This window comes from Chroococcidiopsis sp. CCNUC1 (assembly GCF_023546805.1).
Lineage (GTDB): Bacteria > Cyanobacteriota > Cyanobacteriia > Cyanobacteriales > Chroococcidiopsidaceae > Chroococcidiopsis > Chroococcidiopsis thermalis.
In genome coordinates this window covers 4,807,493-4,820,799 of record NZ_CP097480.1, presented here as the reverse complement: position 1 = coordinate 4,820,799, position 13,307 = coordinate 4,807,493, and the positions used below count along the sequence as shown (strand labels likewise).

Genomic DNA, 13,307 nt, shown 5'->3' with positions numbered 1-13,307 from the left:
CCTTTGCATGTGCCGAATCGCAGTACTAGATGACGATCGCAATTGGTGCATGGCACTTCAGCGTTTTTTAAAAAACACCTTTGAAGTGTCTATTTTCAACGATGCTACCTCGCTCATCGAAGATTTGATTCAAGATGTGCGGCAGTATGACTTAATTATGGTCGATCTGTCTCTGCCACCCGATGCTTACGGAGAAATTGACGGGCGGAAATTTATTCGCTATATCAGAGAAGTTTTACTAGAACCTCCCATTCTCGTGTTAGTGACCGCATTTATTGGAAAAAATGAATTGAATAGTGGCGAGATTTTCTGTAAAGAAGCTGATGCTTTCTTAGCTAAAGATGCAGGGTTAGATGAGATTTCACGGCAATTGCAACAATTATTGGTAAATAGGTAATCAGTTATCAGTGAATAGGGAGCAGGGAGCAGGGAGCAGGGAGCAGGGAGCTGAGGGGGCTGAGAGAGTGACCAGTGAAGAAAGGGTGTGGGAAGTGTTGGAAGTATGGGAAATGCGGGAGGACACTCAAAGAATTTTCGAGAGCGCTCTCCCTTGTCCCCCTTGTCTTCCTTGTCCCCCTTATCCTCTTATCCTCTCGACTCCCGACTTTCAAAAATATGCGTCATAAAAAACATCCAAATCGAGCGGGACTGAACCGAAATTCTCTGTTAAATCGGATTACGAATCGCATCCATCAATCTTTGGAACTACAGCAGATTCTCTCTGTTGCAGTGCAGGAGATTCGGGCATTTTTACAAATAGATAGAGTCAAAGTTTATAAATTTCATCCTGATGGAACGGGACAAGTGATTGCTGAAGCGATCGCGGCAAAGCGTTTACCATCTTTGCTAGGGTTGCACTTTCCCGCAGATGATATTCCTGCCCACGCACGGGAGATGTTTGTCAAAATTGGGGCGCGATCGATTGTGGACGTTCCCCAACAACAGATTAGCCTCAGCTATTTAAAATCTCCCCAAACTACAGGAGATTTGACGTTAGAGGAAGTTCAGCAAAGAACTGTTACAGAAATTCTCCAACGCCCCGTCGATCCTTGTCACGTCGAATATCTCACAGCTATGGGGGTGCAGTCTTCCCTAGTCATCCCAATTCTTCACGATTGCCAGTTGTGGGGACTGCTGGCTTGTCACCACGCGCAACCAAAAACTTTTCGTCAGGAACAATTAGACGTGGTGCGACTCGTGGTAGAACACCTCGCGATCGCAATTTCTCAATCTCAACTATTGACGCAAGCACGCGAAAGAGCTATTCGCCAAGAATTAATCAACAAAATTTCAACTCTGCTTCACTCTCCCCACTCAATTCAAACAATTTTACAAATTGCTCTTGAAAGTATTGTCAACAGCGTTGATGGTTCTGGTGGCAGACTATATCTTTGTCCTACAGGGCAAGCACAAATCACAGAAATTTATACCGATAAAGCCCAACCTCAAGGGATGTTGGAGAACGCTCCATTTTGGCAACAGTTGATGGCTGGTGTTGGTAGAAACCCCCAGCACGGGTATGTGGCGATCGCCAATCTTTATCAAGCACCGGAGTTACTAGAAGTTGCTCCTGCCTTTCAAACTACGAATATCCGCAGCCTATTTGTTATGCCCTTGCATTATGGTAGTGAAACCTTGGGTTGCCTGACCATTTTCCGCGATGCGATCGATACTGATATTACCTGGGCGGGAAGATTCGATCCTGACGAACGTATTTCCAGAGTGAGGCATTCTTTTGAGGCTTGGCGAGAATTAAAACGAGGACAAAGCAAAGAATGGACGAGTTCGGAAATAGAATTAGTCCAAGCCCTAGCCAATCATCTCTCACTTGCCGTCATGCAGCACCGATTACATGAATACGAACGACAACAGAGGCAATTGTTAGAAAGACGTAATCAAGAACTAAAGACTGCCCGCACCCTGGCAGAAGAAGCCAATCGCCTCAAATCAGATTTTCTCTCCTCCACCAGTCATGAATTACGCACGCCTTTAGCAGCCACGCTTAATTATTTGAAATTGCTCAAAGAAGGACTTTACTACAACGAAGTAGAGTTAAAAGAATACATTCAAATTGCCTATCAATCAGCAGAAAATCTCGTCACCTTAATTAACGATATTCTCGACCTGGCAAAAATTGAAGCCGGAAGATTGGTGATGCATTGGGAAGAATTTGAGCTAATGCCTCTATTGACAGAACTACAACGTTTATTTCAAATTGAGAGCAATTGTAAGGCTATTCCCTTAAGCATCGATTGTCAAGTCGAGCGCATTTATGCCGATAAATTCCGACTGCGACAAGTCCTAACTAACCTCTTGGCTAACGCTTTTAAATTTACTGAAACCGGACAAGTTTGCATTCGAGCAATTACCAAAACTGACGAACCAGCAATTGAAATTTCGGTAACTGATACTGGAATTGGGATCGAACCAAGCCAAGCAGCAGTATTATTTGAGCCTTTTGTCCAAGCAGACGGTTCGGTGAAACGGCGCTATGGAGGTACGGGATTAGGCTTAACCGTCTGTCAGCGTTTAGTAGAACTGATGGGAGGAAAAATCTGTCTAGAGAGTGCGGGTTTAGGACAAGGCACGAAGGTTACTTTTACTCTTCCTGTGAGACAAGGGAGTAGGGAGTAGGGAGTAGGGAGGGACAAGGGGGACAAGGGGAACAAGGGGGACAAGGGGGACAAGGGGGACAAGGGGGACAAGGGGGACAAGGGGGACAAGGGGGACAAGGGGACAAGGGGACAAGGGGGACAAGGGAGCAACTACCAATTACCCATTACCCATTACCACTCTCCGTTGATAACTGATAACTGATAACTGTATATAATTGCGATCGCGCTCTAATTTTTTTTCGTAGCCTGCTTGAATATTCTCTTAGTTGATGACGATTACACATTGGCTCGCAGCACTGCCAAGCTCTTGCAACGTCTGGGGGGTCATTACGTTTACATTACGGACGATCCAGCAGAAATCTTTCAGCGCTGTCAGACGCAAGCAGTTGATTTGGTAATTATGGATATTAATTTGCCAGACGCACAGTGGCAAGGTCAAGCTGTTAGTGGTGCTGATATTTCGCGCGTGTTAAAAAATCAAGCGCAAACAGCCCAAATTCCGATTATTCTCGTGACAGCTTACGCTTTGGCAGGCGAACGTCAATTTCTGCTGGCTGCTTCCCAAGCTGACGAGTTCGTGGCTAAGCCGATTACTGACTACAACTCTTTTCTAAACCTCATTCGTTACCTTGCGAGTAGTAAGTAGTTATCAGTTATCAGTTATCAGTTATCAATAGACCTCCTGCGTGAATACTTGAATTGTCATCCACACGCGAAGCGAAACATCTGGGAGATTCTTCACTACACTGCGTTGCGTACCCTTCGGGAAGGCTTCGCCAACAGAATGACATCCATGATTTTTTGATTCATGCAGGAGGTCTAATGTACAGACTTTACATGTAACGTCTGTACAAAGTTATCAGTTAATTCCGACTTACGAATTACGAATTACGACTTACGACTTTACAGGTGGTAATTCATGCAAAATCGTGAAGCGAATATGATTAATTGCTAAGTCGCCAATTGAGATTTCTTCTTTATTCAGCGGTACGCCATTGCTTTTCACAGTTTCAAAAGAAATACCTTTGCCAATTTCAATGTGATACCAGGCTAAACCCATAAAAAATCTAGCAGGGTAGGGACCTTGTTCTACTACGTCGTCGGGGTTTGATTCCATCGGCAACCACAAGTCTAGTCCTGGTAAGTAAAATTCTACCCAAACGTGGTTAAAATCTGGTTGCAGGGGGACTTGCTGGTGTTCGGCATAGGGAGGACACTTGTAGCGTCCGATTGTACGACAAGCAATTCCATTTAAGCGCATCAAAGCCAGTAAAACACCAACATATTCGCCACAGGAACCAACGCCGCGATCGAGAACAATATCGGGCGTATCGATGTGAGGCTTAATCCCGTAGGATAATTGGTCGTAGACGTAATTGCGGATACTGTACATCTGGCGCAGAATATTGGTTTCGCTACCGATCGCCTCGCGAGCAGCACGACGGACGATGTATGATTCCATTGCTAATTCATCATCATCTACCAAATAACGCTGGGCAAATTCTGGCGGGAGAGGAGGGATATTTTCTACTTCTCTAGGGGCAATGCGATACTTGATGCTGCGAACTTCAACGATCGCTTTCCAACCGAAAACATGGCGATCGCCTGTTGTTAAATGGTCGAATTTAAATACTGCGACTCGCTGTCCGTCTTGGATTTCTTCTGTAAAAGGCAGACCAATCGGTTCAACGTGAACGACTTTTTGACGGTCGGTGGATGCAGGTAAAGCAATTCGCCACTCTACCTGTTCTAAGTCTACTTCGTCTAGCGGCGATAATTCCTCAGCATAGACCATTTCGATCGCGTAGCCGTTGGAAAGAGCGTAGTGTCCTTGGGAGTTGTAGTGGTATTGCAGCGGATGGATAAAGGTGCGATCGCGATAGGTTAATTCGTGCGATGGATCTAAATTAGGATTATCCCTGATATACGCCTCTTCTGATGCATAAGCGACGTAGAGTAATGTCTCATTAGTTTGTGGCTGGGTATAAAAAGTCAACCCCGTGGGACATTCAAACGGAGTCAGGACGCTAAATTGAATGTCCCCCGTAGCGCGATCGAGACAATACACTGTCTGTTCCGTGCGATCGCATACCCACAAATTCTCTTCCTTAACTGTAATGTTTTCTATCCCTACCCCTGGAGCAAAAAATCTGGTAATTTGTCCCCCTGTATTACTGTCAAAAATTAAGATATAGCCTGCTTTTTGACAAGTGATGTAAATTGTCGATCGCCACACTGCGACCCCATCGGCAGTGTAAGGTAAGGTAACAAAAGGTTTGAGTTTAAATTCTCCCCACTGGCAATAGTAAACCGTATCGTCCCGCGTACACCACAGAGTGTCTTCCCACACCGCGATTCCCGTTATGTCAACAAACTCTTCTGCGGTTTGCCAATTCAAAATTGTGGTGTTGTCACTAACTGGATCGATTTGCAGCAAATACCCTTTGACCCGATCGATGGCTAACAGGCGATCGCCATAACTGGCAATACCATGCAAGGCTGCTGCACCAAAAGGTCTAATTGTCCGTTGCCAAAGGGGTTGACTCATATGCGTGCGTGAGGGACAGGGGGGACAGGGGAGACAAGGGGGACAAGGGGGAACTCGGGGACCCCACGACCGAAGGGAGTGGGGATTAGGGGCGAAGGGAGACAAGGGAGACAAGGGGGACAGGGGAGACAAGGGAGAAAAAACCTACACCCTACACCCTACATCCCACACTCCACACCCTACACCCTTTCTTCACCCACCACTCAAAAAGGAGACAAGTAAAGTATATGAATTGCAATTTTATACTGTCTGTCGAATACAGGTAAGTACCAAAAGAGACAAGAAGCAAGTATAGAGATGCAGCGATTCAATCGACGCTTAATCGGCAACTGCTCCTATAATTACAATTTAAATACAATCGAGCGGATCGATATTTACTTTTTTCATCTAATTTGATAGGGTGAACTCTGCCCACTTTTTCTGCAAGATTAAGTAGGGTTGGGATTATCCGCCCTACTTTACTGTTCGCTCCTAAGATTGCTCATGTTAAGAATCCAGAAGCTTAATAAATCTTACGGAAAAAGACGAATATTGCAAGACCTAACTTTGCATATCTTACCAGGAGAAATTTACGGTTTATTAGGGGCAAATGGAGCAGGAAAAACAACTGTAATAAATATTATTTGTAATCTTCTACAAGCAGATAGCGGAGAAGTTAAGATCGGCGATCGAGCAGTTTCTGATGCTACCAAGAAAATTATTGGTATTGTCCCCCAAGAAAATTTACTCTACAAAACCTTAACTTGCACGGAAAATCTTAATTTTTTTGCCCAGCTTTACGGTATTTCAGTTAAGCAAAGAAAGCAGCAAATTCAGTCTTGTTTAGCTGCTGTCAACTTATTAGACTGGGCAAAAACTCCTGTAGAAAAACTCAGTGGAGGCATGAAACGGCGATTGAATATGGCGATCGCTTTAGTTCATCAACCCAAATTAGTTATTTTAGACGAACCAACCACAGGTTTAGATGTAGAGGCGCGTTATGAGATTTGGGATTTAATTCTACAACTCCAACGTCAAGGGACTACTATTTTACTCACCACTCATTTATTAGAAGAAGCCGAACGTCTTTGTCACAGAATTGGAATTTTGAAAAATGGTCAAATTGTCGCTGAGGGTAGTTTAGCTCAACTACGTCAATACATATCTGCTGAAGAAATTATTATCGTGCAGACAGATGAAGCGGAAAAAGCGATCGCCCGGGCAATAGAATTAGGTTTCAACTATCGTTACTATGGCAGAGATCTTGCTTTTTGGCTTCCAGAATCTTTAGATTTAAAAGAAATTATTTCTCTCTTTGAAGGTATTCCTCTTAATGCTATCTCCCGTCAACCCGTGCGACTAGAATATATTTATTTAGAAGTGACTAAATCAGTGGCTAGTGGTTAGTGAGTAGTGAAAATACAAATGACAAATGACCCATTACCCATTACCCATTACCCATTACCCATTACCCATTACCAATCCTCCCATAATATAAGTAGCATGTATAGCGCGATCGTCTCCCATAATGACTAAGGTAAATATTCTTTCTGCTAATTCTTCTAAAGATGTTGGAGTTGCGTCAGAATTACGAAATGCCATTAATGGTGTAGCACGCGGATCTAAGACAACAAAATCTGCTTCTTTACCAGGATTAAAATTACCAATTTTATCTTCTAAGTTGAGTGCCTTTGCTCCTCCTAAAGTTGCTAAAAATAGTGTTTGAAAGGGTGAGAGCTTTTGTTGCCTTAGTTGAGCGATTTTGTATGCTTCGTTTGCGGTTTGTAGGAGAGATACACTCGTTCCGCCACCTACATCTGTACCCAAACCAACTTTCACAGGATAATCTTTTGATTTAGCTGTTTCAATTCTAAATAGTCCGCTACCTAAGAATAAATTTGATGTCGGACAAAATGCGATCGCAGCATTTGCTTGAGATAATCTATGAAACTCTGCATCAGTTAAGTGGACTCCGTGGGCAAACACAGAGCGATCGCCTACTAATCCAGCGCGATCGTACACGTCTAAATAACCCTGACTTTCTGGAAATAATTGCTTGACAAATGCAACTTCATCTACATTTTCTGATATGTGAGTATGCAAATAAACATCGGGAAATTCTTGTAAAAGTCTTCCAGCAATTTGTAATTGCTCGTTGGTTGAAGTTATGGCAAAGCGGGGAGTTACAGCATAAAGCAAGCGGTCTTTTTTATGCCATTTCTGAATGAGAGCTTTTGTTTCTTGATATGATGTTTCTGCGGTATCGGTGAGAAAATCTGGAGCGTTACGATCCATCATCACTTTACCAGCGATCGTTCGTAGATGGCGGCGGTTAGCTTCCTCAAAAAAAGCATCTACAGATTCAGGATGAACGGTAGCAAATACTAATGCTGTTGTCGTACCATTTTTCAATAATTCATCGAGAAAGATAGCGGCTACTTTTTGAGCATAGGTTTTATCTTTAAATTTCCCTTCTGTAGGAAATGTATATTTGTTCAACCACGTTAGTAATTGTTCCCCATAGGAAGCAATCATTTCTAGTTGGGGAAAGTGAACGTGAGTGTCAATAAATCCTGGCATTATCAGCATCCCAGGATAAGCAGTTATTGAAATTTCTTTGTATTTGTGCTGGAGGCTATCGTAAGTTCCTATTTCTTTAATTTTGCCATCTTCTAAAACTAATAATCCATCAGGAATATAGCGTACGCTTTCTAATTCAGATACGTAGAATGGATCGGCAATAAAATCTAGAAACGAACTACGAAAAGCCTTAAGAGATGACATAAAGAATCTCTGATGAATGTAGTCCGTGTAGAGACGTTACATGTAACGTCTCTACACGGGAAACTGTGCGCCCCTACGATTAACTTCTCAAATTCAAACTAAACTTCTCTACCAGAGATTCTCTGACTTTTTGATGCACGGGTTCTACTTCTGCATCGGTCAAAGTGCGATCGCTTGCCCGATAAACTAATCGAAAAGCCAAACTTCTTTGTCCTGCGGGAACACCTTGACCTTTATACTCATCAAATAATTCTACCGACTCTAGTAGCTGACCACCTGCATGAGCGATCGCCCGTTCTAATTCTGCTACCGAGACATCTACGGGGGCAAAAAAAGCAATATCTCTGTCGGCGGCTGGATAAGTAGAATAAGGTTTGAAGCGAGGAACGAGCATTTCCTCTACATCCAAAGCATCAAATAGCAAATCTAAATCGAGTTGAAAAACATAAACCTCATCCGGTAAACCTCTTTCTTGCCGTAACTGAGGATGCAACTGTCCGAAAACACCTAAGCGGTTTCCTTGCAACCACAAAGAAGCCGTTCGTCCTGGGTGCAAGCGCGTATCTTGTCGGCTGGGTTGATATTCAATCGACAATCCCAAACGCTGAAATACGCTGTCTAATATACCCTTTGCCTCATACCAACTCATAGGGCGATCGCGTCCGGCGCTGACCCATTTACCTTGCGTTGGATCGCCACCTAAAATCCCTCCAATCGCCTCCATTTCATCGATCCCAGCTTCATCTTGAGTGAAGATTCGCCCAATTTCAAAACCATTGAGCGCCCCATTTCCCTGTTCCAAATTGTATTGGAAGGCATCGACTAAACCAGCAATCAAATCCGTCCGTAGGGCTGCATATTCGGCAAACAAAGGGTTAGCCAGCACCACCTGCCGATCTTCCCCTGGTTTCACCAACGAATAATGCATCAACTCTGTTAATCCTGCTGCCCGCATCGCTGCTCGGATTTGCCGCGTTAGCTGTTGTTCGACCGAAAGAAAGCCAAATTCTGTTGCTTCTGGCAGCGTGGTGCAGAATTTATCGTAACCGTAAACGCGGGCAATTTCTTCAATTAAATCGATTTCCCGCTCTAAATCGCGGTAGCGATAAGGTGGTACGGTAACGATCCAGACTCGCTCTTTTTCTGCGTCTGGTGTGACTTGACAGCCTAACGCCGTCAAGATTTGTTGCATTTCGTCTGGCTGTAATTCTCCATCCGTATCGCCCAGATCGACTAAGCCTAAAATTTGATTGACGCGATCGAGGCGCAGTTGAATCGATCGCGATAGCGTACCCATGTCGGGTCTGCGATCGGCAATTTGCTGACTTACCGCTGTACCCCCAGCTATTTGCTGAATTAAACTAATGGCGCGACGACAGGCTAATTCTAATTCAGCATAATTCACGCCGCGCTCGTACCTTGCCGAAGCTTCTGTACGCAACCCCAAACTGCGCGCTGAACGACGGATCGCCACAGAATCAAATAACGCTGCTTCTAATAATAAATTTTGCGTTGTGTCGCCAACTTCCGTTGCTTCTCCTCCCATCACTCCAGCTAAAGCTACAGGTTTGTCGTTGGCAGTAATCAGCAGAGTTTGGCTTGTCAGGTTGCGGCTTTGTCCGTCTAAAGTTTTTAAACTTTCTCCCGATTCAGCAAAGCGAACGCCAATGGTAATAGGTAGGGGCGCACTGCTGTGCGCCCTTACTGCTAATAAGCGATCGCGATCGAATGCGTGTAGCGGTTGTCCCCACTCCAACATAATGTAGTTGGTTGCATCCACCACATTATTAATCGGTCGCATTCCTGCTGCTTGCAAGCGCTGTTGCAACCATTCGGGAGAAGGTGCAATTTTTATTCCTTCAATAACAGTACCGATATAAGCCGGACAAGCTTGCGGTTGGAGAACGGCGATCTCTAATCCCTCTGTTGTCGGAATCGACAAAGCATCTGGTTGTGGTAATCTCAGCGTTGCTCCAGTTAAAGCTGCCACTTCCCGTGCAATCCCTACCATGCACAACGCATCAGCACGATTTGCCGTTGCTGTCAAGTCTAAAATTGTGTCGTCTAAACCTAGAAGGGGGCGAACGTCATCACCCAACTGTAGGGGCGCACGGCTGTGCGCCCCTACTTCATCAAAAATATGGATACCAGCAGATTCTTTAGATAAGCCTAGTTCTGCTAGGGAACAAATCATGCCTTCGGAACGCACTCCCCGCAGATTGGCAGCACGAATTTTTACGTCAATTTTAGGTAAGTAAGTGCCGACGGTAGCAACTGCTACATAGATATCTGCACGTACATTCGGTGCGCCACACACAATATTTAAAGGTTCACCTTTGCCAATATCGACCTTCGTAACGCTCAATTTATCGGCGTTAGGGTGGCGCTGACACTCCAGCACTTTGCCGATGACGACACCATCAGCCCAAGTACGACGGTCTTCGATCTCTTCCACCTCGAAGCCAGCCATAGTGAGCGTATGAGCCAACTCCTCTGGAGTCATCGTTATATCGACTATTTCCCGCAGCCAGTTCAAAGAGATACGCATGGAGTGTGTTTGCTTGTTTCAATCGCAGCTCATCTATCTTACAAAATTCTCGATCCAAAACCTACGTGCTTTTACCCCCTAGTCCAACAGTTGGCTAATTGATATTTAAACAAAACTCACAATTACCCGATATTGCTGCCAATAACTTTAGCAATTCTTCAACGATTCTCCGCAAGACTAACCTAGTAAAAGTCAATTTTTATTTGAATAATTGATTCAGAGTGTAACAATTCTGTTTGCTTCTATTGTTTGCGTCCATTGTGCAACGTCGAGTCTGTTATGAGCTACTGCTTAAATCCAACTTGCCAGTCTCCAGAAAACCCAAATTCTGTCGCACAGTGTCAGTCTTGTGGGTCGCCCCTGCAAAAACTGCGCGATCGCTACCGCGTGACGCAAGCACTAGCCCAAGGTGGCTTTGGTGCAACCTTCTTAGCTCAAGATGATAGTTTACCCGGACAGCCCTGGTGCGTCATCAAACAACTGCGCCCTTCAATCAATACTCCTGAAGTTTTGACAATGGCGCGGGAATTATTCGCCAGAGAAGCACAAACCCTTGGCAAAATTGGCAATCATCCCCAAGTGCCAAGATTATTAGACTATTTTGAAACCGATCGAGAATTTTATCTAGTTCAAGAATTCGTCAACGGTTTAACCATCCAGCAAGAGATCAAACGTAAAGGTCTAATGAGCGAAGCTGGAGTCAAGCAATTTTTAAGTGAAATTTTAGGAATTTTAAAATACATTCACTCGCAACAAGTTATCCATCGAGACATCAAGCCCAATAACTTGATCCGCCGCAGTGAAGACGGCAGACTTGTCTTAATTGATTTTGGTGCGGTCAAGAATCAAGTTAGCAAAACCTATAGCAGCCAAATCGAAAATACTACCCTGACTGCTTTTTCTGTGGGAACAAATGGCTTTGCACCACCAGAACAAATCGCCATGCGTCCAGTCTACGCCAGCGATATTTATGCTGTGGGCATCACCTGTATTTTCCTTTTAACTGGAAAATCTCCGAAAGATTTTGACTATCATCCTTCTACAGGTGAAATGCTCTGGGAACAAGAAGTCAGAATTAGTCAGCACCTAACTACCGTTCTGCGGAAGATGGTTGAGGCTTCCGTGCGCCACCGCTATCAATCAGCTGATGATGTCCTCAAAGCTTTGGAGATGGAACCATACTTCGACAGCATCTCGTCTGGGATGGCTACACAAATTCGCTCGCGCCCTACGAGTACCCCTGCTTCCCAACCATCTCAACCTTCGCAACCAGTTTATTCTGGCTTGAATTCCCATCAGCAGTACGTAGCAGCATTAGCTCAGAATATTCGGGCGCGGCGCGAGTTGGGTGCTACGACTGGTGTAAATACTCAAATGACTCGCCAACAGCCAGTTGCTGCTAGAGCAAATGCCGTAACAACCGTAAAAACCCCTAGCCCAACCAAATTAAAATCCAAAGAAGTGGAGCGTTTAGACTCTGGTAGTTTACTAAATGCATACATCAATGGCAGAAGAGATTTTACCTCTCAAGACTTGAGCGCGATCGATTTACGGAGAAAAAATCTTGCTGGTATTAAATGTTACGCTTCCAGGCTCGATCGCGCAAACTTGCAAGAAGCAGTTTTGTGTAACGGTGATTTTGGGCAAGCTTGTCTCAGTCAAGCCAATCTGAGAAATGCCGTATTGACCAAAGCATACATGAGTTATACCGATTTGTCGGGAGCCGATTTACGCGGTGCAGATTTAAGCGGTGCTTATTTGAGCAATGCTAACCTCAGAGGCGCAAATTTGTGCGGTGCTAACCTAACTGGTGCGACTCTTTCTGATGACCAGTTGGCACTAGCTAAGACAGATTGGTTTACTAAAAAGCCTAATAGAAGGGGATAGTCTAAATTGCTGCTGAGTAAGCTTCATCCACTTTAAGTGTTGTGCCAGAGACGAATTTGGCATCATCAGAAATTAGAAAAGCTACCGTTTTAGCTAATTCAACGTAAGTTGCAGGACGACCGTACATTAAATCTGAAGGTACGTTCCACCCAATAAGTTCTTCCATACTATCCGCTACAAAAAAAGGGGCAACGGAATTCATCCGAATTTTATCTGCTCTGTAGCGTTTGGCGTACAGTTTCGTAAATCCTTCCATTGCAGCCCGCAGCGTCCCGCTAAAGGGCGTTCCTAATTCTGGTTCGCGCGAGTCACAAGCAGAAATATTCACGATCGCCCCGCCTCCTTGTTGTCGCATTGGTTCCGTTACCAGTCTTGCCATGCGGACGACGCTGAGAAATAGCATTTCAAAATTCTCCTGCCACATTTCATCACTAATTGACAGTAATTCGGGTCGCGGCGGATCGCCAAAATTATTCACAACGGCATCAATGCGCCCAAATTGACTCAATGTTGTTTCCACTAATTGCTGCAAATCTTCGGCATTGGCGATCGATCCTTGCGTGGCAATTCCACTTAACTCTGCTGCTAAGTCGAATATACTCTGGTTTCGCGCTATCAAAGAAACCTTGTAACCCCTTGCTGCTAACTCTCTGGCACAACCCGCCCCAATTCCACGACTGGCAGCCGTAATTATGGCAACTCGTTGGGTATTCATGACCAATTTAATAAAGTTTTCTCTTTAGAAAATATCGTATATCTCTCAAGTAAGTTTGTAAATAAATATCTTTACTTAGTTTTTTGCCTCTAGCCTTGGCGATTGGCGATCGCACTCTATAGTGAATTGTAACTACAAAATCTATCCCAAGAAGAATAGAACCAACTCTTCATCCATCATATGGTGGAAGATAGCAGCTAACTAAGGTATGCAATAGATACCTCTAAGCAT

General features: G+C 44.4%; 11 protein-coding genes. 7 read left to right on the top strand and 4 right to left on the bottom strand.

Features of this window, described 5'->3' with window-relative positions:
- The first annotated feature begins 7 nt into the window (after positions 1–7).
- From M5J74_RS22135 to M5J74_RS22120, 4 genes are all read left to right on the top strand, one after another.
- Positions 8–397 (top strand): response regulator, encoded by a 390-nt coding sequence (locus M5J74_RS22135; protein WP_015156174.1) that lies wholly within the window; start codon positions 8–10, stop codon positions 395–397.
- A gap of 10 nt (positions 398–407) precedes the next feature.
- Positions 408–626, top strand: a complete 219-nt coding sequence (locus M5J74_RS22130) for a hypothetical protein (protein WP_041462564.1) — start codon at positions 408–410, stop codon at positions 624–626.
- A complete protein-coding gene (locus tag M5J74_RS22125) occupies positions 616–2,634 on the top strand; it encodes an ATP-binding protein (protein ID WP_250013203.1) in 2,019 nt (672 codons plus the stop codon). The genes M5J74_RS22130 and M5J74_RS22125 overlap by 11 nt, the downstream gene beginning before the upstream one ends.
- A gap of 231 nt (positions 2,635–2,865) precedes the next feature.
- Positions 2,866–3,261 (top strand): response regulator, encoded by a 396-nt coding sequence (locus tag M5J74_RS22120; protein ID WP_015156172.1) that lies wholly within the window; start codon positions 2,866–2,868, stop codon positions 3,259–3,261.
- Positions 3,262–3,510: 249 nt separating this feature from the next.
- Here M5J74_RS22120 and M5J74_RS22115 read toward each other — a convergent pair whose 3' ends face one another.
- Positions 3,511–5,163, bottom strand: a complete 1,653-nt coding sequence (locus tag M5J74_RS22115; RefSeq protein ID WP_015156171.1) for a transglutaminase family protein — start codon at positions 5,161–5,163, stop codon at positions 3,511–3,513.
- Between the two features lie 4 nt (positions 5,164–5,167).
- On the opposite strand from M5J74_RS22115, the gene M5J74_RS22110 reads away from it, so the two are divergent.
- Both M5J74_RS22110 and M5J74_RS22105 read left to right on the top strand, forming a co-directional pair.
- Entirely contained in the window at positions 5,168–5,458 is a 291-nt protein-coding gene (locus M5J74_RS22110; protein ID WP_250013201.1) for a hypothetical protein, read from the top strand.
- A gap of 188 nt (positions 5,459–5,646) precedes the next feature.
- The gene (locus M5J74_RS22105) at positions 5,647–6,549 is read left to right on the top strand and encodes an ABC transporter ATP-binding protein (RefSeq protein WP_015156170.1); all 903 of its coding nucleotides are present in this window, start codon (positions 5,647–5,649) and stop codon (positions 6,547–6,549) included.
- Positions 6,550–6,603: 54 nt separating this feature from the next.
- On the opposite strand, the gene guaD is transcribed toward M5J74_RS22105, so the two are convergent.
- The gene (gene guaD, locus M5J74_RS22100) at positions 6,604–7,926 is read right to left on the bottom strand and encodes a guanine deaminase (RefSeq protein WP_250013199.1); all 1,323 of its coding nucleotides are present in this window, start codon (positions 7,924–7,926) and stop codon (positions 6,604–6,606) included.
- A gap of 79 nt (positions 7,927–8,005) precedes the next feature.
- Positions 8,006–10,474: a phenylalanine--tRNA ligase subunit beta gene (gene pheT, locus M5J74_RS22095; RefSeq protein ID WP_250013197.1), complete on the bottom strand. Its 2,469-nt coding sequence runs from the start codon at positions 10,472–10,474 to the stop codon at positions 8,006–8,008.
- A 279-nt stretch (positions 10,475–10,753) separates the two neighbouring features.
- Between pheT and M5J74_RS22090 the strand changes: the two genes are divergently transcribed.
- Positions 10,754–12,361 carry a serine/threonine-protein kinase gene (locus M5J74_RS22090; RefSeq protein WP_015156167.1) on the top strand — a complete coding sequence of 536 codons (1,608 nt, stop codon included), beginning with the start codon at positions 10,754–10,756 and terminating at the stop codon, positions 12,359–12,361.
- A 1-nt stretch (position 12,362) separates the two neighbouring features.
- Here M5J74_RS22090 and M5J74_RS22085 read toward each other — a convergent pair whose 3' ends face one another.
- Positions 12,363–13,076: an SDR family oxidoreductase gene (locus M5J74_RS22085; RefSeq protein ID WP_106218098.1), complete on the bottom strand. Its 714-nt coding sequence runs from the start codon at positions 13,074–13,076 to the stop codon at positions 12,363–12,365.
- Positions 13,077–13,307: the final 231 nt, after the last annotated feature.

Coding starts and splice junctions, on each gene's coding strand:
- M5J74_RS22135 (WP_015156174.1), top strand. CDS start 8: ATGTGCCGAATCGCAGTACTAGATGACGATCGCAATTGGTGCATGGCA.
- M5J74_RS22125 (WP_250013203.1), top strand. CDS start 616: ATGCGTCATAAAAAACATCCAAATCGAGCGGGACTGAACCGAAATTCT.
- M5J74_RS22085 (WP_106218098.1), bottom strand. CDS start 13,076: ATGAATACCCAACGAGTTGCCATAATTACGGCTGCCAGTCGTGGAATT.
- M5J74_RS22090 (WP_015156167.1), top strand. CDS start 10,754: ATGAGCTACTGCTTAAATCCAACTTGCCAGTCTCCAGAAAACCCAAAT.
- guaD (WP_250013199.1), bottom strand. CDS start 7,926: ATGTCATCTCTTAAGGCTTTTCGTAGTTCGTTTCTAGATTTTATTGCC.
- pheT (WP_250013197.1), bottom strand. CDS start 10,474: ATGCGTATCTCTTTGAACTGGCTGCGGGAAATAGTCGATATAACGATG.
- M5J74_RS22115 (WP_015156171.1), bottom strand. CDS start 5,163: ATGAGTCAACCCCTTTGGCAACGGACAATTAGACCTTTTGGTGCAGCA.
- M5J74_RS22105 (WP_015156170.1), top strand. CDS start 5,647: ATGTTAAGAATCCAGAAGCTTAATAAATCTTACGGAAAAAGACGAATA.